General features: G+C 66.2%; 25 protein-coding genes. 12 read left to right on the plus strand and 13 right to left on the minus strand.

Going from position 1 to position 26,279, the window contains the following annotated elements; all coding sequences use genetic code 11:
• The first annotated feature begins 79 nt into the window (after nucleotides 1-79).
• The 3 genes from IPM80_01775 (at nucleotide 80) to IPM80_01785 (ending at nucleotide 3,408) form a co-directional block, all read left to right on the plus strand.
• Nucleotides 80-1,237 (plus strand): glycerate kinase, encoded by a 1,158-nt coding sequence (locus IPM80_01775; GenBank protein ID MBK8957174.1) that lies wholly within the window; start codon nucleotides 80-82, stop codon nucleotides 1,235-1,237.
• Nucleotides 1,238-1,433: 196 nt separating this feature from the next.
• Entirely contained in the window at nucleotides 1,434-1,652 is a 219-nt protein-coding gene (locus tag IPM80_01780) for a helix-turn-helix transcriptional regulator (GenBank protein MBK8957175.1), read from the plus strand.
• A 4-nt stretch (nucleotides 1,653-1,656) separates the two neighbouring features.
• Nucleotides 1,657-3,408, plus strand: coding sequence for a HipA domain-containing protein (locus IPM80_01785; GenBank protein MBK8957176.1), 1,752 nt, complete (start codon nucleotides 1,657-1,659; stop codon nucleotides 3,406-3,408).
• 765 nt (nucleotides 3,409-4,173) lie between these two features.
• On the opposite strand, the gene IPM80_01790 is transcribed toward IPM80_01785, so the two are convergent.
• Nucleotides 4,174-4,509 carry a hypothetical protein gene (locus tag IPM80_01790; protein ID MBK8957177.1) on the minus strand — a complete coding sequence of 112 codons (336 nt, stop codon included), beginning with the start codon at nucleotides 4,507-4,509 and terminating at the stop codon, nucleotides 4,174-4,176.
• A gap of 88 nt (nucleotides 4,510-4,597) precedes the next feature.
• Here IPM80_01790 and IPM80_01795 point away from each other — a divergent pair, with 88 nt between their 5' ends.
• Complete coding sequence (locus IPM80_01795; GenBank protein MBK8957178.1) at nucleotides 4,598-5,851, plus strand: valine--pyruvate transaminase; 1,254 nt, start codon at nucleotides 4,598-4,600, stop codon at nucleotides 5,849-5,851.
• 13 nt (nucleotides 5,852-5,864) lie between these two features.
• Here the strand turns inward: IPM80_01795 and sohB are convergent, their stop codons facing one another.
• From sohB to IPM80_01810, 3 genes are all read right to left on the minus strand, one after another.
• On the minus strand, nucleotides 5,865-6,863 hold the full coding sequence (sohB, locus tag IPM80_01800) for a protease SohB (GenBank protein ID MBK8957179.1): 999 nt from the start codon (nucleotides 6,861-6,863) through the stop codon (nucleotides 5,865-5,867).
• Between the two features lie 117 nt (nucleotides 6,864-6,980).
• Nucleotides 6,981-7,265 (minus strand): PilZ domain-containing protein, encoded by a 285-nt coding sequence (locus IPM80_01805; GenBank protein ID MBK8957180.1) that lies wholly within the window; start codon nucleotides 7,263-7,265, stop codon nucleotides 6,981-6,983.
• 319 nt (nucleotides 7,266-7,584) lie between these two features.
• Nucleotides 7,585-8,424 (minus strand): PAS domain-containing protein, encoded by an 840-nt coding sequence (locus IPM80_01810; GenBank protein ID MBK8957181.1) that lies wholly within the window; start codon nucleotides 8,422-8,424, stop codon nucleotides 7,585-7,587.
• Between the two features lie 147 nt (nucleotides 8,425-8,571).
• Between IPM80_01810 and queD the strand changes: the two genes are divergently transcribed.
• A complete protein-coding gene (gene queD, locus IPM80_01815) occupies nucleotides 8,572-8,934 on the plus strand; it encodes a 6-carboxytetrahydropterin synthase QueD (protein ID MBK8957182.1) in 363 nt (120 codons plus the stop codon).
• A gap of 18 nt (nucleotides 8,935-8,952) precedes the next feature.
• On the opposite strand, the gene IPM80_01820 is transcribed toward queD, so the two are convergent.
• Nucleotides 8,953-9,771 (minus strand): SDR family NAD(P)-dependent oxidoreductase, encoded by an 819-nt coding sequence (locus tag IPM80_01820; GenBank protein MBK8957183.1) that lies wholly within the window; start codon nucleotides 9,769-9,771, stop codon nucleotides 8,953-8,955.
• 138 nt (nucleotides 9,772-9,909) lie between these two features.
• Here IPM80_01820 and IPM80_01825 point away from each other — a divergent pair, with 138 nt between their 5' ends.
• Entirely contained in the window at nucleotides 9,910-10,926 is a 1,017-nt protein-coding gene (locus IPM80_01825; protein MBK8957184.1) for a hypothetical protein, read from the plus strand.
• Nucleotides 10,927-10,930: 4 nt separating this feature from the next.
• On the opposite strand, the gene IPM80_01830 is transcribed toward IPM80_01825, so the two are convergent.
• From IPM80_01830 to IPM80_01840, 3 genes are all read right to left on the minus strand, one after another.
• Nucleotides 10,931-12,178, minus strand: a complete 1,248-nt coding sequence (locus IPM80_01830; protein MBK8957185.1) for a lipoprotein-releasing ABC transporter permease subunit — start codon at nucleotides 12,176-12,178, stop codon at nucleotides 10,931-10,933.
• Between the two features lie 270 nt (nucleotides 12,179-12,448).
• Nucleotides 12,449-12,868: a GFA family protein gene (locus IPM80_01835; protein MBK8957186.1), complete on the minus strand. Its 420-nt coding sequence runs from the start codon at nucleotides 12,866-12,868 to the stop codon at nucleotides 12,449-12,451.
• Complete coding sequence (locus IPM80_01840) at nucleotides 12,861-13,232, minus strand: DUF2237 domain-containing protein (protein MBK8957187.1); 372 nt, start codon at nucleotides 13,230-13,232, stop codon at nucleotides 12,861-12,863. The genes IPM80_01835 and IPM80_01840 overlap by 8 nt, the downstream gene beginning before the upstream one ends.
• A 211-nt stretch (nucleotides 13,233-13,443) precedes the next feature.
• Between IPM80_01840 and IPM80_01845 the strand changes: the two genes are divergently transcribed.
• Nucleotides 13,444-13,932: a TlpA family protein disulfide reductase gene (locus IPM80_01845; GenBank protein ID MBK8957188.1), complete on the plus strand. Its 489-nt coding sequence runs from the start codon at nucleotides 13,444-13,446 to the stop codon at nucleotides 13,930-13,932.
• 56 nt (nucleotides 13,933-13,988) lie between these two features.
• Nucleotides 13,989-14,633 (plus strand): peptide-methionine (S)-S-oxide reductase MsrA, encoded by a 645-nt coding sequence (gene msrA / locus IPM80_01850; protein MBK8957189.1) that lies wholly within the window; start codon nucleotides 13,989-13,991, stop codon nucleotides 14,631-14,633.
• Nucleotides 14,634-14,637: 4 nt separating this feature from the next.
• Here the strand turns inward: msrA and IPM80_01855 are convergent, their stop codons facing one another.
• Nucleotides 14,638-16,869 (minus strand): xanthine dehydrogenase family protein molybdopterin-binding subunit, encoded by a 2,232-nt coding sequence (locus IPM80_01855; protein ID MBK8957190.1) that lies wholly within the window; start codon nucleotides 16,867-16,869, stop codon nucleotides 14,638-14,640.
• A 152-nt stretch (nucleotides 16,870-17,021) separates the two neighbouring features.
• On the opposite strand from IPM80_01855, the gene IPM80_01860 reads away from it, so the two are divergent.
• The gene (locus IPM80_01860) at nucleotides 17,022-17,774 is read left to right on the plus strand and encodes a methyltransferase domain-containing protein (protein ID MBK8957191.1); all 753 of its coding nucleotides are present in this window, start codon (nucleotides 17,022-17,024) and stop codon (nucleotides 17,772-17,774) included.
• Nucleotides 17,775-17,808: 34 nt separating this feature from the next.
• On the opposite strand, the gene IPM80_01865 is transcribed toward IPM80_01860, so the two are convergent.
• Nucleotides 17,809-18,753 (minus strand): histone deacetylase, encoded by a 945-nt coding sequence (locus tag IPM80_01865; protein ID MBK8957192.1) that lies wholly within the window; start codon nucleotides 18,751-18,753, stop codon nucleotides 17,809-17,811.
• A 95-nt stretch (nucleotides 18,754-18,848) separates the two neighbouring features.
• Between IPM80_01865 and IPM80_01870 the strand changes: the two genes are divergently transcribed.
• Nucleotides 18,849-19,391, plus strand: a complete 543-nt coding sequence (locus IPM80_01870; GenBank protein ID MBK8957193.1) for a mismatch-specific DNA-glycosylase — start codon at nucleotides 18,849-18,851, stop codon at nucleotides 19,389-19,391.
• Nucleotides 19,392-19,409: 18 nt separating this feature from the next.
• On the opposite strand, the gene IPM80_01875 is transcribed toward IPM80_01870, so the two are convergent.
• On the minus strand, nucleotides 19,410-21,587 hold the full coding sequence (locus IPM80_01875; GenBank protein ID MBK8957194.1) for a carboxy terminal-processing peptidase: 2,178 nt from the start codon (nucleotides 21,585-21,587) through the stop codon (nucleotides 19,410-19,412).
• A gap of 204 nt (nucleotides 21,588-21,791) precedes the next feature.
• Between IPM80_01875 and rnd the strand changes: the two genes are divergently transcribed.
• Both rnd and IPM80_01885 read left to right on the plus strand, forming a co-directional pair.
• A complete protein-coding gene (gene rnd, locus IPM80_01880; GenBank protein ID MBK8957195.1) occupies nucleotides 21,792-22,916 on the plus strand; it encodes a ribonuclease D in 1,125 nt (374 codons plus the stop codon).
• Nucleotides 22,904-23,878 carry a hypothetical protein gene (locus tag IPM80_01885; protein ID MBK8957196.1) on the plus strand — a complete coding sequence of 325 codons (975 nt, stop codon included), beginning with the start codon at nucleotides 22,904-22,906 and terminating at the stop codon, nucleotides 23,876-23,878. Before rnd ends, IPM80_01885 begins: the two co-directional genes overlap by 13 nt.
• Here the strand turns inward: IPM80_01885 and IPM80_01890 are convergent.
• Nucleotides 23,865-25,322, minus strand: coding sequence for a glycosyltransferase (locus IPM80_01890; protein ID MBK8957197.1), 1,458 nt, complete (start codon nucleotides 25,320-25,322; stop codon nucleotides 23,865-23,867). The two genes, IPM80_01885 and IPM80_01890, sit on opposite strands and share 14 nt — an antisense overlap.
• Before the next feature lie 7 nt (nucleotides 25,323-25,329).
• Nucleotides 25,330-26,112 carry an FkbM family methyltransferase gene (locus tag IPM80_01895; protein ID MBK8957198.1) on the minus strand — a complete coding sequence of 261 codons (783 nt, stop codon included), beginning with the start codon at nucleotides 26,110-26,112 and terminating at the stop codon, nucleotides 25,330-25,332.
• Nucleotides 26,113-26,279 lie beyond the last annotated feature (167 nt).

Below are 26,279 nucleotides of genomic sequence, written 5' to 3' on the forward strand. Positions count from 1 at the left end.
TCCGCGATCGACTGCCTTGTACAACGCTTCGCGCGCGGCCGACGGCCCGTTGCGCGTGCCGCTGGTTTACATTGCGGCGATGAAAGTCGTCATTGCTCCCGATTCGTTCAAGGACAGCCTGGGCGCCGTCGAGGTCGCGGCGGCGCTGGCCGCCGGACTGCGGCAGGTGCTGCCCACGCTCGAAATCGTCGAGGCGCCGATGGCCGACGGCGGTGAAGGCACCTTGTTGGCCATGGCGCGCGGCGGCGGCATCCGCCTCGAGTCCGTGCGCGCGTGCAATGCCTTGGGCGAGAGGGTCGAGGCGCGTTATGGCATGCGCGACGACGGGCTCGGTGCAGTCATCGAGGTAGCCGACGTGGTCGGCCTGCAGCAGGTGCCGGTCGCGCAACGCTCGCCGATGCAAACCAGCAGCTTCGGCGTCGGCGAGCTGATACTCGCCTGCCTCGATCGTGGTGTCCGTCAGTTTCTGATCGGGCTGGGCGGCTCGGCCACCGTCGACGGTGGCGCCGGCATGCTCCAAGCGCTGGGCGCCCGCTTCTTCGACCGCCATGGCGACGCACTGCCGGCGCCCCTGCGCGGCCAGGATCTCAAGCACATCGCTGCGCTGGACCTCGGCGGGCTGGACCCGCGGCTCGCCGACTGCCGTGTCGATATCGCCAGTGACGTCGACAATCCCCTGTGCGGACCGCGCGGCGCGGCGGCGGTATTCGGACCGCAGAAGGGCGCCAGCGCTGCTGAGGTCGAAGAATTGGATGCCGGCCTGCGCGGCCTGTTCGGGCTGCTGGAAGTCGCCTGCCGACTGTCGGTCGCCGAGCGCCCGGGTGCCGGCTCCGCCGGCGGTCTGGGCGCGGCCTTGATGCTGGTGCTGAACGGGCGCCTGCGGCCGGGCGTCGAGGTGGTGATGGAAGCCGTCGACCTCGAACGGCAATTGCGCGGGGCGGCACTGGTCGTGACGGGGGAGGGCAGGGTCGATGCCCAGACCCTGTTCGGCAAGGCGCCCGCCGGCGTGGCCCGGCTCGCCCATGCCCTGGGTATCCCGGTCGTGGCCGTCGGCGGCAGCGTCGAGTCGTTGGAGGCGCTGTGGCGGTCCGGCGTATTCGATGCCATCGAAGCGGCGGTCAGCAGACCTTGCGTCATCACCGACGCGCTGCGCGACGCGTCGGCAAATCTCACCGAGGCTGGCATGCGCGTGGGCCTGTGGCTGAGCCTCGCTTCCAAACTTCATCCTTTACCTTAGCTTCGGCGGGCGCCTTAATTCCCGTCGGTACCGGCACGGGCCCGGTGCGGGCCTCGTCTCGTTCAAATCGATTGTGGGATTTGCCTGTACGGGAAAAACCTCGGCGAGATCGGGATAGAAATCCCGGTTGCCTCGGATCGGGACTTGCAATACGTTAGCCACTCCAGTGTCGATTTCATTCCCGTACGGAAACAATATGTCACCAGAAGAGCTTGGTCGCGTGATTCGTGCCGAACGGCGGCAACAGAAACTCAGGCAGGGAGAATTGGCCGCTTTGTCCGGGGTCGGGAATCGATTCTTGTCGGATCTCGAGAACGGCAAGCCCACCGTCGAACTGGGGCGCGCCATGCAGGTGCTGAACATGCTGGGCCTGACCATGACGGTCCGCGCCCGCGAGTGGCGCGACCTCGAGTAGGGTCATGGCGAGTACCGATCTCGATGTGCTGCTGAACGGCCGCGTCGCCGGCCGCTTGAGCGAATCGGCGGCCGGGCTGTGGTCGTTCGCGTACAGCCTCGGCGGCGCCGGGCAGGCGCTCGAGCCGCCCGTATCCCTGGCCTTGCCCCGGCGACAATCGGTGTACCAGGGCGACCGCGTACGCGCGGTGTTCTGCAACCTGCTGCCGGAGGGTGAGATCCGCGTGCGCCTGGCGCAGAGTCTCGGTATCTCGGAGCGCAACGACTTTGCGCTGCTGGCGCGCCTGGCAGGTGATTGCCCGGGCGCCATCAGTCTGCGCCCGAGCAACGGCGCGATGGCCGAGAAACGCGAGCCGCGGCGTCTCAACCACGCCGAGCTTCGAAACGCCATCGCCATCCTGCCCATCCACCCGCTGCTCGCCGAGGCGGACGGTCTGCGCGTGACCTTGCCGGGTGAATTCGACAAGCTGCCGGTGCGCTACGCCGACGGCGAAGTGACCTTGATGCTGGACGGGCAACTGACCACCCACATCCTCAAGCCGGCGCGACCGGCGTTGCGCGAGTCGGTCATGAACGAGGCCTACACCACGCAGTTGGCGGCTGCCTTCGGCTTGCCGGTGGCGCCCTGCGAAGTCATCCAGGGCCAGGTCGCGATGCTGTGCGTGACGCGCATCGATCGCAGCGTCGGTGAGGCGGTGAACGCCTTGCACATGGAAGACTTCTGCCAGGTGGCCGGCTTGAACCCTCACGAGAAATTCGCGCGCGAAGGCGGCCTGGGGCTGCACGACATCGCGCGCATGCTGCGTGATCTCAGTGCGCGGCCGGCGGCCGATATCCGCGCCCTCGTGCAGTGGACGATATTCAGTTTCCTGGTCGGATTCGGCGCCGGCCATGCCAAGCAGCTGGCGCTGCGCTACGGCGCTCATGCGCCGCGTCTCGCGCCCTTCTTCGGCCTGTGGTCGACCCATGTCTACCCGGGCATGAATTACCGTATGGGCTTCCCGATCGGTGGCGAAGACCGGCCGGATTGGATGACCGTCGGACGCTGGCATGAATTCGCCCGCCAGATAGGCGTGCGCGGCAGCTACGTCATAGAGCAGTTGCGTGACGCGGCACTGGGCCTGCCGCCCCTGGCCGCCGAGGTGGAGGAGCGGTTTCAGCGGCACAATGGCTACGCGGGCATCATCAGGCAGATTCGCGCCCTGATCGATCAGCGCGCACGCCAGTTGCTGGTGTCACTGGAGGCGGAGCTCTCCAAGGCGCGTGAGGCCGAAGGGAACAGCGAGCAAGGCGCCATGGCGCCGCTTGTGCGCGTCAGCGAAGAGGCGGCCGTCGACGAGCCCGTGCAAACCGTCGAGCCCACGCCCGAACCACCCATCGAGGCGCCGCCGGAACCCGAGCCTGGCGATGCGGCGCCATGCGCGCCACGCCTGCGCGCCGGCAGAAGCGTGGCGGTGACGGCGGTAGCCAGATCAGCTTGTTGCCCGAATAATTCAGGAAGCGAGCGCTTTGGGCGGTACGTAGGTGCCGTGGGAAGAGATGTCGGTCAGCAGAATCACGTCGTCGGCGAGCGGCTGCGCCAGCAGGTGCTTGCGCGAGACATTGCGGAAATCCGCGTCGAGGGAAATGTCGTTGTCGCGGCCGCGGCCGACACAATTGACCCCTTCGTGCAGGGGGTAGGTCTTGCCATTGTCGGCGACCAGCGCCCATTCGCGATTGTGTGTGAGCGAGAATTGGTGACGGGCGAGCTTGAGTGAGATTGCGCTGCCAGGCGCCAGGCGTAGCGTCACGGCCTCGCCCTGCGGCAATCGACGCAGCTCGTCACGGCTGAATTCACGCACCTCTCCGTCGGCGGTGAACATCACGGTTGCCTTGGCATCGGCGTCGGCCATGCCGGGTTCGAGCATGCTTCCCTGCATGTCGACGACCAGTCGCACGGTGGTCAAGCGGGCATGGAGATATTGCTGGTATTTGCGCAAGGCCGCGCGCACGTAGGCGTCATCGTTCGCCGGTAGTTCCACCAGGTGCGCGAACAGCGAACGCCATTCGAAATCCTTGGAAAACACCGCGACGCCCAACTGCGCCACTGCCGGACCACAGGGTACGGACTGCGCTTGGTTGGCTTCGAGAATGTCGGCGATGCGTTGGTCGAGATTGCGGATGCCATGCAACTCGGCATCGAGTTCGGCGGCCGAACGACGCATCAACTCATGCAGGCGGGCGGGCAGTACGCCGGTGCGCGCGCCCAGCGCGAATTCGAAATCGGCGAGCTGCGAGAAACGCAGCTTGTCGGTTCCCCACGGCAATTCGAGGCGTGCCCCTGCGCGGCGACCGCACAAACGGCTGATGGCACGCTTGAAGGCCTCGCTCGCGAAGGTTTTGAAGTCCGTGAAGCGCATGGATTTCAGTTAATTACGTATGAAACCTAAAGCAACTCCAAAATACTAGTGACAAGTTAAAACAGTTTCAAGCGCGTGACTGTGACCGCGTTGGGGATTCAGGCCTGCGCCCGGGGGAGACGTTCAATCGAACGGCCAGTAGTCCATGACCTTGAGCATGAAGGGTAGCCAGGAAAGCACCAGCAGCATCAAGACCACCAACTCGATGCGGATGGCGCGCGACAGGCGTGCGACTTCATTGCTGTCCGCGTCGGACATGAAGACTTTCGCCATGCACACGTCGAGCGGAATGGCGAACACCAGCATCATCATGATTGACGGCGCAATCACCGACGGCAGCAGCCGCCAGTCGTGCATGTAGGTCTTGCCGTCGGCGAACGGTGCCGCGACGATGCAGGCCAAGGCTGTCAGCATCATCAGCAGCCGCAACGTGCCTAGACTCTTGAGCCAATTGTTCAATCTGCATGCACCCGCTGTGTCGGCTGACCGGTGCGAATAATACACTACCGACCTGACCCACACGCGGGTGTACGAACTGTCCATGGCTATGCATTTTTCCAATCTCGCGTCGCGATTTGTCGGCCACACCGGCACGCGCCTGTTGATGGATGACCTTGGCGAGGTGCTGGAAAGCGATCGCGATATCTGCAACCTCGGCGGCGGCAACCCCGCGCGCATACCGGCCATGCAGGATGTGTTTCGTGCAGCGATGGCCCGGCAGTTGGAGGATGGCACCTTCGACCGCTTGAGCAGCGCTTACGATGGCCCCCAGGGCTATCGGCCGTTTCTGCGCGCCGTGGCCGGGTTGTTCCGCAAGCACTTCGGCTGGCAGTTGAGTGAAGACAATGTCGCGGTCACTGCTGGCAGCCAATCGAGCTTTTTCATCCTGTTCAACCTGCTGAGCGGCGAGTGCGCGGACGGGCGCAGCAGGCATCTGCGCCTGCCGCTGACCCCCGAATACATAGGCTACGGCGACCTCACCGCCTCGCCGGCCGCGATACAGTCGAGCCGGCCGCGCATCGAGCGCCTCGACGAGCACGCGTTCAAGTACCACATCGATTTTTCCGCCATGCATATCGATGACGACACCGGCGCGGTATGCGTGAGCCGGCCGACCAATCCCACCGGCAACGTCGTGTCCAATGACGAGTTGCACACCCTGCTCGAACTGACGCGCGACGCGGATGTGCCGTTGATTGTTGATAACGCCTACGGCGCGCCCTTCCCGGACATCATGTTCAGCGCCGGCGACCCGGTGTTCGACCAGCATGTCATCTACTGCATGAGCCTGTCCAAGCTCGGTTTGCCTGGATTGCGTACCGGTATCGTGATCGCGCGGCCGGAGATCATCGAGGCGGTGCGCAGCTTCAATGCCATCCTGTCACTCGCCTCCAGCAGCCTGGGCGCGAGCCTGGTGACCTCGTTGTTCGAGTCGGGCGAAGTATTGAGATTGGCGCGGGACGTGGTGAGGCCATTCTATCTCGAGCGCGTCACACAGGCCGTGGCCTGGTGCCACCGATACTTCGCCGGTTGTCCGTTTCGCATCCACGTGCCGGAAGGCGCCATATTCCTGTGGTTGTGGTTCGAGGGGCTGCCTGTCACCGCGCAGGCGCTGTATTCGCGCCTGAAAGCGCGCAACGTGCTGGTGATACCGGGGCAGTTCTTCTTTCCCGGTCTGCATGAAGACTGGGAACACAAGCATCAATGTCTGCGTATCTCGTACGCGCAGTCGGCGCGCGAAGTGGAGCAGGGCATCGCCATCATCGCCGAGGAAGTGCGGCGCGCCTACGCGCAGGGCTGAGCCGTGGCGCGCTTCAGGGCGCGCGCTGGCGCCGCAACTCGTGCAGCAAGCCGCGCACCGGCGCGAACATTTTCTCCATCAGCGAGCGCGGCCGCGCAAAGCGAATGCGATACACATCACGCGTCCTGGCCGCCTCCATGAGATAGGCGTCACTGGTGGCAAGCTCGTCGACCAGGCCCAGTTGCAGGGCGCGGGTGCCGAACCAGTATTCGCCGGTGCCGACCCGCTCGATGTCGAGCGCGGGCCGATGCTGCGCCACGAAACTCTTGAACAGGGCGTGGGCTTCGTCGATGTCCGCCTGGAACTTGTCGCGCCCTTCCTCGGTGTTTTCGCCGAACATGGTGAGCGTGCGCTTGTATTTGCCGGCGGTGACCAGCTCGAAGTCGATATCGTGTTTGCGCAGCAGACGGTTGAAATTGGGCACCTGGGCGACCACGCCGATGGAACCGATGATGGCGAAAGGCGCGGCCAGGATGCGATTCGCAACGCAAGCCATCATGTAACCGCCGCTGGCGGCGATCTTGTCCACCGCCACCGTGAGTTCGATGTTCCGATCGCGCAGCCTTTGCAGCTGCGAGGCCGCCAGCCCGTAGCCATGGATGGTGCCGCCGCCGCTCTCGAGCACCACCAGCACCTCGTCCTCGGGCGTGGCGACCGACAGCACCGCGGAGATCTCCCGGCGCAGGGACGCGACGGCTTCGGCGCGCAAGTCCCCTTCGAAGTCACAGACGAACAGGCGCCTGCCGCGTGGCTCGTCGCGCGCCGCCTTGCGCTGCTTGTGGGAAGCTTTCACGAGCTGCTTGAAACGCTTGGGCGGCAGCAGCCCGGCCTGCATGTCGAGTTCCAGGTCGAGCAGCTGGTCGTTGATGCATTCGACGGTGAGTCGGCTCTCCGGACGGTAACGGCGCGCGCTTCTCAAAAACAGCGCGATGACCACCAGCGGCAACAGGCACAGGGCGGCCACCGTCAGGGCCTTGGCGGCGAACAACAGGTATTCGATCAGAAAATACATCGAGCACAAACTCCGTGCGTCATGCGGCGGTCCGCTGCGCTAGTGTAGATGCTCGAATGCGTCGGGCGAACCGCTGTACGGACGGCGTCACGGCCCGGGCAGGCGCTTGCCCATCACTCACGAAGGGCGGGGCAGGGCTCCCTTCAGATAGCACTCGGTGTGGCAGATGCGCTCGACGATGCGCGCGCGCTGCGCGTCGCCGACCGAGCAGAACCACAGGCCGATTTCAAAGCCATCGTGACGTTCGCGCACCATCACCACGGTGGCGGTGAAGCGCTGCACGCGACCGCGCAAGGGGATCTCCAGGTCCACGGTGCTGCCCGCCGGCAGGTATTTTTCGGAGTGGAAACACAGCCCGACATCGCCGGCAAGCGGCTCGGGCTTGCGAAAAAGACTCGGCATCAGTGACCGTCGCCGATAGCGCAACGGAAACTGAGCCGGATGGGAGATGAAGTCGTTATTAAAATTATCGAAGCGAGCGGGACTGGCACTCGCATTGGGCATCGAGAACGGCTGAGCACGGCCTTGTTTTTGGCTGTCGTTGCTACGCATCGTCCAGACCTCGCAAATTTAATTCCTATTTTTAATAGGTTGCGAGGCTTATTTATAGTTATTTCTAGGCACGGTGTCAAGCCGTAGGACGCTTGGCCCGACGCACGCGGCGCGTGCCCGGCGGGTCTCGGGCAGAACAGAAGCGGGTGTCGCGACGGGCGTGCGGGAATCAGGCGCGAGCGCTGACATCCATCCAGGCACCGACCACTTCGATGGTCGCGCCCTCGGCGTCGCGGACCGCGCGCATCGAGTCGACGACGGTGACGTAGGTGCCGTCGCGGTGACGCACCCGGTATTCGACGACGGCGAAGTTGCCGTCTGCCTCGGTCAAGGACTTCAGCACCTCGCGGTAACGGGCGGCGTCGGCGGGATGCAGCAGCTCGCGCCAGAATCCGGCGTCGACCACCGCGGCGGTGCGCTCGAAGCCGGTCAGGCGGTGGAAGTTCTTGCTGATATAGCTCGGGTGTAGCTGTCCGTCTTCACAGGAAAAGCTGTAGAGCACCGCCGGGCTGAACTCGACCCAGTACTCGAGCAGTTCATTGGCCTCGTCAAGGTCCTGGATCTTTTCGTCGAGTTCGGCATTGATGCGCGCCAGCTGTTCGCGCAAACGGCGCTCGTCGCCGCGCATGTCGAAATAGGCGCGCGCCTCGGCGAGCGTGGTGGCGAGGCTCTGTGCTTGCCAGGGCATGCGCACCACGCGAAACACGCTGCCGTCCTGCAGGGCAGCGAGCGCGGTTTCGAGCGCATTCTCTGCGACGACCATGATGCCTACCGTATCCGGCCAGCATCGCTGACGGGTTCGCTGCAGTTCCAGGCATGCCGCTTCCGCTTCTTGCGAGGCATCGGTGATGAGTAGCGCGATGCCCGCATCGTCGTTCAATATCCGCTCGGCTTCCTGCGTCGACGCGACCAGCAGGCATTCGAAGTCCGCGCGCAACAGCGTTGCCATTTCGGCGGCCAGTCCGGGCGACAGGGCGACACACAGCGCTTTCGGTCTCGTTGAATTCATACGTGCATCACGCCCCGTGTACCTGTGCCGACGAGCGCGGACCCGTCGCCGTGCCGCGCGCGTCCGCATCGCTTGGCATTATGACAGCGGAACGGGCCGCGTGAGCGGCGCGCGGCGGCTGTCGACAGGGCGATGTTATGATGGGTCATGGACCTCTTTTTCAGTTTTGACTTCGCTGCCGCCCGCTCATTGCCGCGGCTTCCGGCCAGCCATCGTTGCAGCCGCCTGCACGGGCACACGTTTCACGTCGAATTGTCCATTCGCGGTGAACTCGGCGACGAATCGGGCTGGATTGTCGACTTCGATGATGTCGACCGCGCGATGACGGAACTGAAGGAGCGCCTGGATCATCGCCTGTTGAACGAGATCCCGGGACTCGAGAATCCGACCACGGAGAGCTTGGCGCAGTGGCTGTGGGAGGCTATCGTCGGGCCGTTCCCGGGACTGTATTGCGTGACGGTGCAGGAGCATCCGTCACGCGGTGTGCGGTATTACGGGCCGGGCGCCTGACGCCCGTCGAGCGGAAGGTCAGGTTGGCATCGGATGCCAGCCGGCGTCGGCCCACAGCTGTCCGCTGACGGCGGAATTGCGGATCAGAAAACTGATCGCGTCGGCGATTTCTTCGGGGCGGATGAGGCGCTTGATCTGGGTGGCCGGCAGCACCTGGTTCTGGATGTAATCCTCGCCCAGCGCACGCACCATCGGCGTGTCGGTGAAGCCGGGATGGAGAACAGCGCAGCGCACGCCGTAGTACATCGCCTCTTTCATCAAGGTCGACGCGGCGCCCTCGAGGCCAACCTTGGTGGTGGCGTAGGAAATCTGCCCCTTGTTGCCCTGCGAAGAGACCGAGCCGATGAACACGATGACACCCTGGGTGCCTTCGTCGGCAGACCATTGCTTGAGGCCGCGCGTGAAGCGATCCTCGGCGAGTTGCGCAACCATCTCCAGCGCCCAGTAAACCGGCGCGATGAGGTTGACTTCCATGACCAGGCGGAAGTGTTCGATGGGGTAGAGATTGGCCTTGCCCTTTTCCTTGTTCATGCGCACGGCGAGTGCATCACGGGTGATGCCGGCCGCCGGCACGCAGATGTTGATCGGGCCGTATTCGTGACGCATGGTCTCGAATACTTCGTGCCGGAAGGTGGCGTCGGTGGTGTCGCCCTGGAATGCGCGCGCCACGCGACCGCCGTGGATGCCGTTGAGTTCGGTGGCGACTTCGTGCACCGCGTTCGACAGGTCGACCAAGGCGATCGCCGCCACGCCCTGCTTGCACAACTCTGCCGCGGCGGCGCGGCCGATGCCGCTGGCCGCGCCCGTGATGACGGCGACTTTGCCCTTGATATCCATTGATTATTTGTTTCCGGGAGTGGGTTACGCCGGCATTATTATGGACTTCATGATGCATCGCAATAATGCTGGCGCCGCCGACCGGGGACGTGTTTCGCACTGCTTGGCGCGTCCGTACATGACCGGGGGGCGCGGCGTGTGAGTGGACATCCCGCCTACCTGGAGGCCGCGCCCTGCCCCAGCCTGCGCGCTGCGTTCAGCTATTCGCAGGCGCAACTTGCCGCGCTGCTCGCCGCGTTCGCCGCGCACGAAACGCGCCTGTCGTGCATCGAAACCATTGCCGTCGGTGGCTCGCTGGGACGCTACGAAGCCGGTGCGGCGTCCGACGTCGATTGCATCGTGGTCGTGAAGGACGACGCGGGCGCGGCCGAGACCGGGCATGCGCTTGCGCTCGTCCACGAGCTGTTTGCGGCGTCGCCGTTCAAGCTGCCCAAGGCCGACGGGATCTACCGCCAGGGCATCGCGCGTGGATGTTTGCTCGACAAGGCGGCGCTCGGCAGTCTCGACGAGGCGCCTGCGGTATTCGGCAAGCGCATCCAATTGCTGCTCGACGCGCGGCCGCTGTTCGCCGCCGCTTCCTTCGCGGACCTGCAGCGCGCGATCGTCGATTGGTACCGCAGCGATTTTCTGGTCGCGAAGCCAGCGCGGGCATGGACCTACCTGTGCAACGATCTCATGCGCTACCTGCATTCCTACGCGGGCTGGCAACAGTTCAAGTTCGAGCGCGGCAGCGATGACAGTTGGCAGCTCAGACAGGCGAAATTCCGTACCAGCCGGCTCCTGACCTTTGCCGCCATGATGTTCGTGCTGGGTGACAGCGACCGGCGCAGCGACAAGGCCGCCTGCCTCGAGGCGCAGCTTGCCGATACGCCCCTGCAGCGGCTTTACACCATCATGCAACGCTACGACGCGGCGGCCTATCGGCAACTCGTGATGGCCTACGAAGACGCGTTTGCCCTGCTGGCCGACCCCGGCGTGCGCGCCGCCCTCGTCGCCACCGGGCCGGACGGAGATTCGCGCTTGGGCGCCGACTTCCATCCGCGTTATGAAGACATTCGCGCCGCGTCCGCGCGGCTGTCGCGCATCCTGACCGGGTTTGCAATGGCGCGACGGGCGGAGTGGGGTGAGCGCTTCTTCGAGCGCTGGCTGTTCTAGGCCGCTATTCGAAATGCACCGCGCGCGCCGGTTGAATGGCGGCAGCGCGCAAGGCCGGGTAGACGGTCGCCAGCAGGGACAGGAACAGGCTCGCGCCGACCACGCTCAGCAAGTCCTCGGCGCGCAGGTCGGCGGGCAGGTAGTCGAGGAAATAGACGTCGGAATTCAACAGGTCGATGCCGAATACCGCCTCCAGCAATTGCATGGCATTCTGACTTTCCGCGGCGCCCCAGGCGCCCAGCGCCAGGCCAAGCCCCGCACCGACCACGCCGAGCATCAAGCCCTGCGCGAGGAACAAGCCGACGATCTGCAGGCGTGTGGTGCCCACCGTGCGCAGGATCGCGATGTCGCGCGTTTTCTCGGTCACGATCATGATCATGTTGGCGGCGATGTTGAAGGCCGCCACGGCGATGATCAGCACCAGGATCACGAACATGATGTGCTTCTGCGATTTCAGCGCCAGGAAGAAGTTGCGTTCGTACTGCGTCCAGTCGACGGCACGAAAGCCCGGCCCCAGTTGTCGTGCGATTTCGCTGCTGACCAGCGGCGCCATGGCCGGGTCGTGCAGACGTGTGCGTACCCCCGAGATCGCGGCACCGACGTGGAACAGTCGACGCGCGTGATCGATGTGGGTGACGACGAGGCGCGCATCGTACTGATGCATGCCGGTATGGAAACTACCCGCCACGCGCAGTCGCTCGTAGCGCGGCGCCAGCGCCTTGCCGTACTCATCCCACTGCGGCACCACCAGCGTGACCTGGTCGCCGGCCGCCGCGCCCAGCTTCTTGGCCAGGGCCTCGCCGAGCAGCACGTCGCCGCGCGTGGCATCCAGGGCATCCAGCAGTCCGGCCGGCAGGTAGTTGGCGAGATCCGTGACCTGCGTTTCGCGGGCGGGATCGATGCCCTCGATGATGGTGCCCGTGACCTTGCCCTTGCGCGTCAACATGCCGCTGGCGCGCACGTAGGGCGACAACGCCACCACGCGCGGGTCGGCCAGGACGCGCCGCTCGAGGGCCGGCCAGTCGGCAATCAGGCCGCTGTCGCTGAGCAACACCGCGTGGGACGACATACCCAGCACATGGCGCACCACTTCGCGCTCGAAACCATTCATCACGGACAGCACGATGATCAGCGCGCCGACGCCGAGCGCGATGCCGGCGATCGAGACGAAGGTGACGAAGGACGCAAAGCGGTTGCTGCGCTTGGTGGTGATGTAGCGCAGCGCAATGAACAAGGGAAAAGGCTGAAACACGGGCGACCCGGTGGTGGCGCAAACTGCGTGGGATTATGTCACGGCCGCGGCACGATGCTGAAACAGTGGGGGGCGCATCGCTGCGCCCCCCAAAATGTCGCACTTAGAGAGGAGTGGCACGAGACTCTTGGGTAAAGCCGCGGCCTGCAACAGTCTTAGCAGCATGTGTGCCAAGCTGCCGAACGCTTATTATCAGCTGGTTAGGCGACCAGCCGTGCGGCGCCGCGCACTGTCGCTGACCGCCAGGCACAGCGCTGGTGCGCGAACACGCTAGGGGCGAGTGCGCGCCGCGAGGCGCGCGGCATGCTGTTCCCAATGCTGGCCGTCGAAGGCGGCGACCGTGACGCTCTCGAGTCCGCGCGGGTCGAGGCAACGCAGGTTGACGCTGTAGCCATCGGGATTGGAGCGCGGCACGTAGAAGGCCTTGACCCCGCAGTGTCGGCAGAACGTGTGGCGCGCGACGCCGGAGTTGAAGCAGTAGGTGGTGAGCGCGTCGTGAGCGGTGAGCAGCGTGAAGCGCGCGGCAGGCACCAGCAGGTGCAGGTAACCCGCCTTGCGGCATATCGAACAGTTGCAGTCTTCGACAATGATCTCCGGCGGCGTCATCACCGTGAAGCGTACGGCGCCGCAATGGCAGGCGCCGGCATGCTCGCGCGACGCGCCGTCCGCGGCCCGTGGGCTGTCAGCCATCGTGGAAGGCGACCTGTTCCAGAATATTCAGCGGCACGGTGTCGGCGACCGCCTGGTGAGTGGCGCGCAGGTGCACGCGCGCGACGATGCCTTCCTGGAAAGCCTCTATCCAGCGCGGCAGGCATACGCACCAACGGTCACCGGGCAGCAGGCCGGGGAAGCCCATTTCGAGGCGCGGTGTCAAAAGATCGTTGCCGCGCTGGCGCGAGAACAGCAGGAATTCCTCGCTCATTTCCACGCAGATGGTGTGTTGACCGACGTCCTCGGCGCAGGTGTTGCAGCAACCGTCGCGAAAGAAGCCGGTCAGGGGATCGAGCGAGCAGCTTTCCAGCGGCGTACCAAGCACGTTGAGGGTGACGGACATCGTGAAGGAATTTCCTGTGGCGGACGTAGAAGACGCGATGGTCAGGCTGTTCGCGTCACGGCGGCCGTGACGCAGGGGCAATGGTAGACTTCGGCTCGAGCGGCGGGCAAGGCGCCCGGGCACCGCGCCGCAAATCGTCAACCGATCAGGATGGCCGTCCTCTGTCATGCGCCTGCTGTCGCCAACATGCCTACGCCGGCTTGCGTGCCTGGTGCTGCTTGCGTGCGCGGCGCCGACGCTATCGGCGGCCGACGACACCGCGCCCGACTGGACGCTGGAGACGAGCACGGGGCGCAGCGTGCACTTTCACGATGACGCGCGCGGCGCGCCGTCGGTGTTGTTCTTCTGGGCGAGCTGGTGTCCCCATTGCGGGGCTGCGCTGCCCGCCATGGCGGCGTTACACCAGGAGTTCGCGCCACGCGGTGTGCACTTCTACGCGATGAACATCTGGGAGGACGGCGATGCGGTCGCCTATTTCAAGCGACATGGCTACCATTTGCCGTTGTTCCTGGCCGCCGACCTGGTGGCTGAAGACTATGGCGTCGAGGGCACGCCGGCGGTGATCGTGGTGGACCCCGATCTCAAGCTGCGGGATTTGAACATCGACGGCGCCGCGCCGCGCGAGATTGCCGCGTCCTTGCGGCTCTATCTCGACGCGGCATTGAACCAGGCGCCTGCGCGGACGGTCACCGAAAGGTGAGGTCCTAGGCCGCGGCCTCCAACTCGCGGTACCTGTCACAAGCAAACACGGGAGTCATGATCATGTTGGGAAGACGTAAAGCCATGAGCATGCCGGCGCCGCATGAAGCGCTGCCCGGCCGTCCAGTCTCGATGCCGGTGCCGGCACGACATTTCGTGCTCGGCACATCGCTGGTCGCGCCTTTTCCGGCCGGCAGTGAAGTCGCCTATTTCGGACTCGGTTGTTTCTGGGGCGCGGAGAAACGCTTCTGGCAGATCCCGGGGGTGTATACCACCGCGGTCGGCTATGCCGGCGGACTGACGCCCAATCCCACCTACCACGAGGTGTGCAGCGGCATGACCGGCCACAACGAAGTGGTGATGGTGGTGTTCGATAGCGCGAAGCTCGAATACGGCAGCCTCTTGAAGGCGTTCTGGGAGGCGCACGATCCGACCCAGGGCATGCGCCAGGGCAATGATCTCGGCACGCAGTACCGCTCCGGCATCTACTGCACCAGCGATGCCCAGCGCCAACATGCGCAGGCCTCGCAGGAGCGCTTTCAGCGCGCGCTGGCGGCGGCGGGCTATGGCGCCATCACCACCGAGATCCTCGACGCGCCGGCCTTCTACTACGCCGAGGAATATCACCAGCAATACCTGGCCAAGAATCCGGACGGCTATTGCGGCCTGGGCGGCACCGGCGTGCGCTGTTCGGACGGCTGAGACCTCACACCGCCAGCGGCAGACGGCGCTGGCGCCTGCCGGTGAGGCGTGCGAGCGCGTTGGCGACCGCCGGCGCGATGGGTGGCACGCCGGGCTCGCCGATGCCACCCGGCGCGTCCGCACTGTCCAGCACCTGCACCTCGATGGTCGGCGTCCGTGCCAGGTCAAGCACGCGGTAGTCGGAAAAATTGCGGCGCTGGATGCGGCCCTCTTCGTAGGCGGCGTCGCCATGCAGCGCCGCCGTCAAACCGAACACGATGCCGCCTTGCATCTGCGCGACGACGGTATCGCGATGGATCACGGTGCCGCACTCGACCACGCACCACACGCGATGCACGCGTATTTCTTGCGCTTCAATCGCCACCTCCGCAATCTGCGCCACGACCGCGCCAAAGCTCTCGTGCAGCGCGAGGCCGCGTGCCCGGCCCGCCGGCAACGGCGCGGACCACGGCGTTTCCAACGCTTTGAGGACCCGGTATTCGCGGCTGTCGGCGGCGAGGTGAGCAAGGCGGAACGCCAACGGATCGCTGCCGGCTGCGGCGGCCATTTCATCCATGAAACACTCGGTGAAGAACGCGTGCTGCGAATGACCGACGCTGCGCCAGAAGCCGACCGGCAGCGCCAGCGCGTGCCGTGCATGTTCGACGCGCCGATGCGGCACCGCGTAGGCCAGCCACGCCGCGCCTTCGACATTGGTGCGATCGGGGCCGGCCAACGGCAAGCGCGGAAAAGTGCGGCCGATCACCGCGTGGTTGACGGACGGCGAGGCGATGCGGTTCAGCCACGCATGCAGCTTGCCGCCATCGTCCAGGCGTGCGCTGAAGCGCGACAACACCGGCGGGCGGTAGGTGTCGTGCTGGATGTCCTGCTCGCGGGAGTAGATGAGCTTGACGGCCTTGCCGGGCTGCGTGCGCGCGATGGCGATAGCGCGCAACATCACGTCTGCTTCGACGCGACGGCCAAAGCCGCCGCCCAGCAGCGGCGTATGCAGTGTGACCTTGTCGTGGGCGATGTCGAGCGCGTCGGCCGCCAGCAGGCGCAACAGGTCGGGCGCCTGGTTTCCGCACCAGATCTCGGCGCCATCGTCGCGCACGCGCACCGTGCAGTTCATCGGTTCCATGCAGGCGTGGGCCAGCGGCGGCACCTGGTATTCGGCGCTCACCATGCCTGCGCCCATGACTTCGGCCAGCGCGTCGCCGCGCTCTTCGTAGACCGCGCCGTCGCCGTCATCGAGCGCCTGCGCATACTCGGCCATGACGGTGGCGGTCGATTGCGCGCCATGCTCGCCGTCATCGAATTGCGGGGGCGTGGTGTCGAGGGCCCGCTCCGCGAGCCACCAGCTCTGCGCGACCACCGCCACGGCGTCATCGCTGACCACCACGCCGGTGACGCCCGGCGCCGCCAGCAAGGCTGCGCGGTCGACCTTGGCGACGCGGCCGCCGAACACCGGCGCGATGCGAATCGCCGCGTGCAGCATGTCGTCCACGACCACGTCGATGCCGAAGCGCGCGGCGCCCGTGACCTTGTCCGGCAGGTCGAGGCGCGGTGGTGACTGGCCGATCAGGCGATAGGCAGTGCGCGGCTTGAGGCCGACGTCACGCGGCGCGTCGAGCCGCGCGGCATCGGCGGCGAGTGCGCCGTAGCCCAGGCTGCGGCCACTCGCGGCGTGGATCACCGTGCCGTCGCGCGTATCGAGTTCCGTGCCGGGCACTTGCAGTCGTGCGGCGGCAGCGGCGAGCAACATGGCGCGCGCCGCCGCGCCGGCGGTGCGCATGGGCAGCCATGCGTCGCGCACGCTGCTGCTGCCGCCGGTGACCTGCAAACCCAGTACGCGCGCGCCGCGTTCGAGCACGAAGCGTCCGCCGCGCGCCACGGCGCCGTGATCGTGATCGGCCAGCGGCAGGCTCGATACCAGCGCCGCGATGTTGGCGTACACCTTGGCTATCGGCGCCTGCTCGACGGCCACCATGGCCCACGGCACATCGAGTTCCTCGGCGACCAGCATCGGCAGCGAGGTATACACGCCCTGGCCCATTTCGGCGCGCGGCACGGCCACCGTCACGCGCCCGTCGGTCGCGATGCGCAGCCAGGCATTGAGCGCGGTTTCGCCCGTCACGGCGTCGAGCACGGAACGTGCGCCGAGCAGATCGCGGGGCTTCATTACTCCGTATCCAAGCACCAGGCCACCGCCGAGCGCGATGCCGCTCAACAGGAAACGTCGGCGCGACATGCTCATGGCTATGGGTGGCGGCGGCGCGTGCCGCGGGAGCGAGGCTTGTGCATGGCTTCACGCTAAACACCCGCGTGCGCCCTGTCCAGCGTAACGCGCGATGGACAAGGCCGCGCCGCCGCACCAAGATCCGGTCCTCCTCGCGCAGGGTCACTTCGATGAGCAATCAAACCTGGAATCCCACCGATTACAGTCGTCATGCGAGTTTCGTGGTCGACATGGCCGCCGACATGGTCGACCTGCTCGCGCCGCGTGCCGGCGAGCGCGTACTGGATCTCGGCTGTGGCGACGGCGCGTTGACCGTCAAGCTGCTGCCCCATGGTTGCACGGTGGTGGCCGTCGACAGCAGCGCCGAGCAGGTCGGCGCGGCACGCGCGCGCGGGCTCGATGCGCACGTGGTCGACGGTGAGCGGCTGGGCTTCAAGGACGAATTCGACGCCGTGCTGAGCAACGCCGCCTTGCATTGGATGAAACGTCCCGCCGCCGTCATCGACGGCGTGTGGCAGGCGCTGCGCCCGGGCGGGCGTTTCGTTGCCGAGATGGGCGGCGCCGGCAACGTCGCCACCGTGCTGGAGGCGGTGAGCGCCCAGTTGGCGACGCGCGGCATCGATGCCACGGCTTGGAGTCCGTGGTATTTCCCGACCCCGGAAGCCTATCGCGAACTGCTGGAAAGCCGCGGCTTCGTGGTCGATTCGATGATCCTGTTTCCGCGGCCGACGCCGCAGGCCGGCGACGTGGTGCATTGGCTGCGGCTGTTCGCGCAGTCGTTTGCCGCGCCGTTGCCGGCCGACGAGCGCGAGGACTTCTATGCCGCGCTGGCCGAGCGCCTGGCGCCGCGTCTGCGCAACGACGAAGGGCGCTGGATCCTCGATTACGTGAGACTGCGCTTCACCGCGCACAAACCGTCTTGAGGGCTGGTGCCGCCGCCGGCAAGCACGCCGCGGCTCACACCGCGATCATCAGGCGCTCGACGTGGGCGCTCACGCAATCGCCGAGGCGTTCGAGGTTGTAGCCGCCCTCCAGCACCGACAGCAAGCGGCCGCCGGCATGTTGGGCGGCCACTTCCATCAGGCGCTCGGTCATCCAGCGAAAGCACTGGGTGCTCAATTGCACATCGGCAAGCGGATCGTCACGGTGGGCGTCGAAGCCCGCGGAGATGATCACGCATTCGGGCTTGAAGTGATCGAGCTTGGGCAGGATCTCTTCGAAGAAGGCGCGCTCGTAGGCGCTGTCGGTGGCGCCGGCCGGCATCGGGCAATTGAGCGTCGCGCCGCGGCCACGACCACTGCCGGTTTCGTAGGCGGCGCCCGTACCGGGGTAGTAGGGATATTGATGGGTGCTGACGTACAGCACCGACGGATCTTCCTCGAAGCTGTGCTGGGTGCCGTTGCCGTGGTGCACGTCCCAGTCGACGATCGCCACCTTGTCCAGGCCATGCCGGCGTTGAAGGTAGCGCGCCAGGATCGCGACGTTGTTGAACAGGCAGAAGCCCATGGCGGCTTCGCGTTCGGCGTGGTGGCCCGGCGGACGCAGCAGCGCAAAGCCGTTGTCGATGTGCCCGGCCACCAGCGCATCGGCCAGCGCCAGGGGCGCGCCGGCGGCGAGCAGCGCCACCTCGTAGGTATGTTCGCAAATGGCGACATCCGGCGTGTCGAGGTAATGCGCGCCCGCCGCGCAGGCGCGCGCCGCGCGCCGCACATAGGCCAGCGAGTGCGTGTTCTCGATGATGGCGAGATCGGCCGGCATGGCTTCGACACGATGCAGGTCGGCGTAGCCGGCGTGCTCGGCAAGCGCCGTGCGGACAGCGCCGATACGCGCCGCGGTTTCGGGGTGATGGGCGCCGGTGTCGTGGGTGAGAAAGCGGTCGTCGTCGATGAGGCCGGTGGCCATGAGCTGCGGCTCCTGTGCGCAATGGGGGCGATGCTAGCGCAGGCCTTGCCTGCTTGTAAGATGCGCTCACGACCCGGGCTTTCAACGAGCACGCCATGGCCAGCACCTTTCCCGACTTCATCCCCGAGCACCTCGTGGTGCTCTCCATCGGCATCAATCCTTCGCCGCATGCGCTGCGTATGGGCTATCCCTTCGCTTTCGCGCGCAATCGCTTCTGGCCGGCGCTGAACGGCTCGCGACTGGTGCATGCCGCGCTCACGCCCGGCATCGCCGCCATCACCGAACTCGGCGTCCGCCATGGCATGGGCTTCACCGATGTCGTGAAGCGCGCCACGCCGGGTATGAAGGGTTTGCGCGCCGCCGATTACGATCGCGACGCGCCGCTGCTGCGTGACAAGATCCGACGTTACAAGCCGGCCCTGTTGTGGTTTCACGGCAAGGTCGCGGCGCGCGAATTCCTGACGCGCGTGGACCGCGCGTGGCCCGATCCCGAGTGGGGCGAACAGCGCGCGGAAGTGGAGGGCGCGCGCGTCTATGTCAGCCCCAACCCGAGTCCGGCCAACGCCAGCTATTCGGTGGCCGACCTGATTGCTTCCTACGACGGTCTGGCCGCGCTGCGCGCGCGGCTCGGGGTTTGACGCGGTCTTGCGCCGCGCTTAGCGGTTGGCAGCGGCGGGTGTGGCCACGCTGGTCTTGGCGGCGGGCTTGGCGTTGCGATCGTTGTCGACCAGGCGCTTGTCGGTGGTGTCGGCATAGATCCAGTCGGTCAACACGTTGCCGGCTTCGGTCAGGATCACGTCGAGCGCCTTGTCCTTGTCATCGGGTTTGCGGAATTCGTCCTCTTCCTCGTCGCCCTCGGGCGTGACGGCGTCGGCCGGCAGGGGCGGCAGGCCGCGCGCCTGGCGGATCTGGTTTTCGCGGGTACGCTGATCGGCGCGCGCCTTGTCGTGTTCGGCGCGGCGTTTGTCCTCACGCAGCGACAGCGATTTTTGCGCCTGCGCATCGCTCACCGCGCGCTCGGTGGCAAGCAGGGCCTGGAACGCCGAGTCGCTGGCAATGCGCTTGTCCAACTGCTTGCGCACGGTGGCGACGCGGTCGGTGGAATAGGCGACGGCCGTGAAGCGTGCCGGATCGATGGCCGCCCACGGCAGGGCATTGTCGAGTGAGCGCTCGCCGTGTTCATCGTCGCCCATCACGGTCGGGAACGGCACGTCGGGTATCACGCCCTGGTACTGGGTGCTGCTGCCGCTGACGCGGAAGAATTGCGCGATGGTGGCCTTGAGCTGGCCGAGCTTGCCGTTCATGGTCTGGTCGTAACGGTTCAGGTCGACCAGGTTCTGCACCGTGCCTTTGCCGAACGTCGGCTCGCCGACCACCATGCCGCGGTGATAGTCCTGGATGGCGCCGGCGAAGATCTCCGAGGCCGACGCGCTGTTGCGATCGACCAGCACCGCCAGCGGCCCCTTGTAGAACACCTGCGGCTCGGTGCTGCGCTCGACCTGCACTCGGCCCTGCGAATCGCGCACCTGCACCACCGGCCCCGGGCCGATGAACAGACCGGTCAACTCCGTTGCTTCGGTCAGGGAGCCACCGCCGTTGGCGCGCAGATCGATCACCAGGCCTTCGACCTGCTTGGCCGTGAGTTCGTCGATGATCTTGCGTACATCGCGGGTGGTGCTGCGATAGTTTTCGTCGCCTGCGCTGCGCGCTTCGAAATCCATGTAGAAGGTCGGCAGGGTGATGATGCCGATCTTGGCAACGCCACTGCCGCGCTTGACGTCGATGACGGTGCCCTTGGCGGCCTGTTCCTCGAGCTGGATGGTGTTGCGCGTGATGGCGACAATGGTGGTCGGGCCGCCGAGGGCCGTGCCCTTGGGCAGCACCTGCAGCCGCACCACGGAATTCTTGGGACCGCGAATGAGTTCCACCACGTCGTCGAGACGCCAGTCGATGACGTCGACTATCGGTCCCTTGTCGTCTTGGCCGATGCCGACGATACGATCGTCCGCGTGCAGCTTGCCGCTCAGATCGGCTGGGCCGCCCGGCACCACCTCGCGCACGACCGTCAGTTCGTTGTCGCTCTGCAGCACCGCGCCTATGCCTTCCAGCGACAGGCTCATGCGGATCTTGAAATTCTCCGAGGTGCGCGGTGAGAAGTAGGCGGTGTGCGGGTCGATGGCCGTGGTGTAGGCAATCATCAAGGTCTGGAACACGTCTTCACTGTTCAACTGTGCGGTGCGACGCACGAGGCCGTCGTAGCGCTTCTTGAGCGTGGTGGTGATGTCGCCAGCCGCCTTGCCGGCCAGTTTGAGTGACAGGATGTCGTTCTTCACGCGCTTGCGCCACAGCTCGTCGAGCTCGGCGGTGTCCTTGGGCCACGCTGCGTTCTTGCGATCGAATTCGAAGGATTCATCGGCTTTGAAATCGAACTTGCCGTCGACCGCCTTGATGGCGTAATTGACCCGTTCGCCCAAGCGCTGGCGAAAACGCACGAACATGTCGAACAGTGGATTCAGGCTGGAACTGCGCAGATAATCGTCGACACGCGTGGCGTGCTGTTGAAACTCGTCGATATCGGCCTGGGTGAAGTAGCTGCGCGCGGGGTCCAGGGAGTCGATGTAGCGGTCCAGGATCTTCTTCGACAGCGCGTCGTCGAGTGGCACGTTGCGATAGTGATAGTTGCTGATGAGATGCGTGATGAGATGGGTCGAGCGACGGTGCTCCGGACCGGGCTTGAGATCCTCGAGCGCCACCACGGGAGCATTGGCCCAGCTTGCGGCACTGAAGAGCGCCGCCAGCAAGAGGGACAGAAGTAGGGTGGTCGCTTGTCTCATAAATTACCGCAGGGTTCGCGAGGCGATTGGGTTACGCGGTCGACACCGCGGGCCTAGTCTAGCGTATTTGTTGCAATTTCCAGTATAAAACCTTGTTCTGCACAGCCTTGGACGTCGACAGTTTGACCCCGTTCCCACTCATGCCCGTTCCTCTCGCGATGACCCGGGCGCGCCATGCGCGGCATGCGCAAGGTGGACCCGCGCGTGGCTGAGATCCGCCACGGCGAGTTCCGGTTCATTGCCTCGCAGGCCGAGCTCGAGGCACTGTGCGCGCAACTGCGTGGCGTGCCGTGGCTGGGACTCGACACCGAGTTCGAGCGCAGTCGTACCTTCTACGCCGAACTGTGCCTGGTGCAGATAGCGGCACCGGACGTGCTGGTCTGTATCGACCCGTTCGCGGTCGAGTCCTTGGCGCCGCTCATGGATGTCTTGGCCAGCGATGCCGCGCGCAAGTTCCTGCACGCGGCGCGGCAGGACCTCGAAGTGCTGTTCCACATCGACGGCCGCCTGCCGGCGGCGCTGCTCGACACGCAGGTGGCGGCCGGCCTGGCGGGCTTCGCCGACAACATCGGCTACGCCGATCTGGTGCAGCAGCTGTTGGCGGTCGGCCTCGACAAGTCGCAGACGCGCACCGACTGGCGGCAGCGCCCGCTGACCGCGGCGCAACTCGACTACGCGGCCGCCGACGTGTTGCACCTCGCACCGCTGACTGAATTATTGGAAGCGCGCCTTGACGCGCTCGGCCGCGGCGCGTGGCTGGCGGAGGATTGCGCTGCGTTGCTGGCACCCGAACAGTACCGGCAAGCGCCGGAACTTGCCTGGCAGCGATTGCGGGGCCTGGCCAACCTGGCGCCCGCCGCACAGGCGCGCGCGGTGGCCTTGGCGGCGTGGCGCGAGAGCACCGCGCAGGGTCGCAACCTGCCGCGCGGCTGGGTGTTGAAGGATGACGAACTCATGGAACTCGCCGCCAACGTGCCGGCCAACGTGAAAGCGCTTGCCGCGCAGTTGCCGAGCAACGGCAATGTGCGGCGTCACGCCGAGGCGCTCATCGAACTGTTGCACGCCGCGCCCGGCGCCGCACCGGCAATGGCCTCGAAACGTCTGACGGCAAGCGGCCGCGTGCATTTGAAACGCCTGTCGGCCTGCGCCCAATCGCTGGCCCAGCAGCTCGGTATCGCTGCTTCAATCCTGGTCACACGTCGCGAGCTGGAAATGCTTACCTCGGACGAACTTCCGCCGCGACTGCGCGATGGCTGGCGCGGCGCCCAGCTGGCGCCGCTGGTGGCGCTGCATGCCGACACGCGCGTCGACGGTCTGTGGGAGCACTGAGCGCGGCCGGTGCAGGTCGACGGACGCTGGCGGCGGCGTCCCTGCTGTGGGCATCGCTGGCGGCGGCGCTCGATGATGCGACGCTGCTGATGAGCCCGCGGCCGCTGCTGCCCGCGTGGCTGCGGGTGGTCGAGGCCAGCATCGTGATTAACGCCGATAGCATCGAATGGCGGGGTCACGAGCTCAGGGACGTCGAACTCCCCGCGACGCTGCATGGCGGCGCCCTGGAAGTGCAGGGTGCGAGCGCGCGCCTGGCGGGCGGCCAAGTACGCATCGGCGCCAGGCGCGATGCCGAGGGCGCGGCCACGCTCGACCTCAGCGCCAGCCATGTCATCCTCGGCGAACTGGCGGCGCTGCGTCCCTTCGTGAGCGGCGTGCCGGTGGACGTCGAAGCGCAGCTGCGCGGTGATGGCGCCAGCGCCCATGCGTTCGCGGCCTCGGCCAGCGGCCGCGTGCAGTTGCGCAATACCGGTAACGGCATCGTCCGTCATGGCTTCGAGGAGGTGGGCGACAACCTCGTCTACCACTTCATCAGCGCCTTCGAAGTGTTCCGTCGCGCCGGAACCGATGCCTATCTCGAATGCGTGGCGCTGGACCTGCCGTTCGCCAATGGCGTGGCGCGGGCCAGGAAATCCATGGAGCTGCGCACCAAGCGCTTGTGGGTGCGCGGTGGCGGCACCATCGATCTCAGGGACGAGAGCATCGACCTGGTGTTCAAACCGGAAACGCGCGGTGCGCTCAAGCTGCAAAGCCTGAAAGTGGTCGAGCGGGTCAGGGTGCGCGGTGCGCTCGGTTCGCCCGAGGTGATCCTGGACAGCGCCCACCTGGTGGGGCGCGCCGCGCGCCTCGGTCTCGACGTCGCCAATCTCGGCGGCGGCGCGGTGTTCAATCGGCTGCTGAAACGCAAACCGGCGCCGGGCCTGTGCGCGGGTGCCCTGGCCGCGCCGCTTACAAGGCCTTGAGGCGCCGATAGGCGAACATGACCATGCGTAACAGCATGAGGCCGTGCCGAAAGCGCGAGATCTGGGTCTCGCCATAGCGCCGCGCCGCGTAGCGGATCGGGATCTCGAGGGTTTTGAGATTCATCTTGGCGGCGCCGAAGATGAGGTCGAAGTCGCCGAACGGATCAAAGTCGCCGAAATAGCCGCGATTGGCCTTGAGCGTCGCGTAGTCGTCGCGGCGCAGCACCTTGGTGCCGCACAGCGTGTCGGTGATGCGCTGGTTGAGCAGCCAGCTGAACATCACCGAGAAGCACCAATTGGCGAGCAGGTTGAGAAAACGCATGGCGTCTTCCTCGATGGGATAGACCAGCCGCGAGCCCTGCACGTATTCGCCCTCGCCACTGGCGATGGCATCGAAGAACTTGCCGAGGTCCTCGGGCGGCACCGTGAGATCGGCGTCGAGGATCATCAGCACCTCGCCGCGCGCGGCGTCGAAGCCTTTCCACACCGCGTCAGCCTTGCCGATGCCGTCCTGGCGCAGCACCTTGATGTCCCATTGGCCGTGGTAGAGATCGCGCACCCGCAACGCTTCCTCGTAGGTGTGATCGCTGCTGTGTCCTTCGACGAAGATGATCTCGATATCGGCGCAGAAGCGCGGCATGCGTTCGATGGCGGGCGCGATGTTGCCGCGCTCATTGCGACACGGGATGACCACGCTCGCCGAGCGTGGCCGCTCGCGCGCGGCGTTCAAGGAACGCGCCACCACGTAGTTGCGCAGGCACAAGCGTCGCACGCCCGGCAGCGTGCCGATGTAGCGATTGACCAGCGGCCCGATGCCGCCGAGATGCTTGGGCAGCAATTGCCGCCAGTCGCGCCGCAGCACCTGGAAGCCGGCGAGATTGAGCAGCGCCGAGATGTCGTCGGTGGACAGCACGTTCTGCGGCTCCGAGGGCATCTTGCGCGACAACAGTTCGGCGACGCGCAGCAGCGGCTCCCAGAAATAGGCGTAGTAGGCCACCACCACCCGCGTGTGCGGCGTGCACAGGCGATGCAGCCGGCTGAAGCTGCGCTGGATGTCGTCCAGCGAGCCGATGGTGTCGGCGATGACGATGAAATCGAAAGGGCCCTGCAGCTGGTCCTGCCAGCCATCCTGTTCGACGTCGGCCTCGACGAAATGCAGTTGCGGATGATTGGCGCGTGCCTCGCGCACCATCGCCGCGCTGAAGTCGACGCCGACGCCGTAAGCAGGCGCGAGGGCGGCGAGCGTGGCGCCGGTCGCGCAGCCGATCTCGAGCACGCGCGCGCCCTCGGGGATCAGGAAGCGCAGGTAGCGGGTGTCCTCGGCGTGAAAATAGGCCGAGCGCGCGCGCCAGCGCTGACGCTCGCCGGCAAGGCGCTCGGACAAGGCCTTGATGCGCGCTTTGCGATCTGAAACGGCGCTGGTGGTGGTCATGGGGCTGCTCATGGGGCGGTCAGGAACTCGCGGTGGTGGTCGGCAGGAACAGCAGGTCGGCGTAGCCACGCGTGGCCAGCCACGCACAGGCAGCGGCCGTGGTGAGCGGCGCCGACAGCCCTTCGCCGTCGAGACGGTGCATGCGATAGCCGTGACCCTGCACTTCGTCGAGCAAGTCAGCGGCGCTGCTCGCGTAACGACGCAGGTTCATCTCATCGACTTCCACGTACAGCGCCGGGCGCCAGCGCGCCAGCGTTTGGCGCGCGCCGGCCAGCACCAGCGCTTCGGCGCCCTGCACGTCTATCTTGATCAAATCGACGCGCGTCAGCGCACGCCGCGCGACTTCGGCGTCGAGGGTGGTAAGGCGAACGGCGAGGCCGGCGTCGGCGAGCTTGTGGTCGCCCGGGTGATAGGGATTCAAGGCGAGGTGCGCGGTGCCGACGTGGTCCGCCGCCGCCGCGGCGATGACGTCGACCTCGCAGTCCGGCCGCGCCGCCGCCAGCGCCTCGCGCAGATGCGCGAGGTTGGCCGGTTCCGGTTCCAGCGCCAGCAGCTGGCCGCCGGCGCCCAGCCAGCGCGCGAACTTGAGGGTGAAGAAGCCGACGTTGGCGCCGACGTCGATGACGACGCCCGCCGTCGGCACCCACGGCGCGAGCTGCTCGGCGTCGCGCGCCTCGAAGACACGCTTGTAATGCCGGTAGGCGCGCAGGAACAGACGCTGCGCCCACGCTCGACGCAGCACGCCGCTATCGACGGCGAGGCGATAGACGGTGAGCAACAGTTTTGCGACAGGTGTGCTCATGGCACGACGCGTCGCCGCCAAACGCGATGCGTGAATCGCGCCAATGGGCCGCCAGCTACGAGCGCGCGCGGGGCTGTGGCAGAATCGTGCCGTGCAGCGGCGGACAGGGAAGGTGCCCGGGTGTCCGGCGCGCCGGCACCGACGCCGTTCGTCCCACCCCACGAGGC

Source organism: Pseudomonadota bacterium (assembly GCA_016719885.1).
Classification (GTDB): domain Bacteria; phylum Pseudomonadota; class Gammaproteobacteria.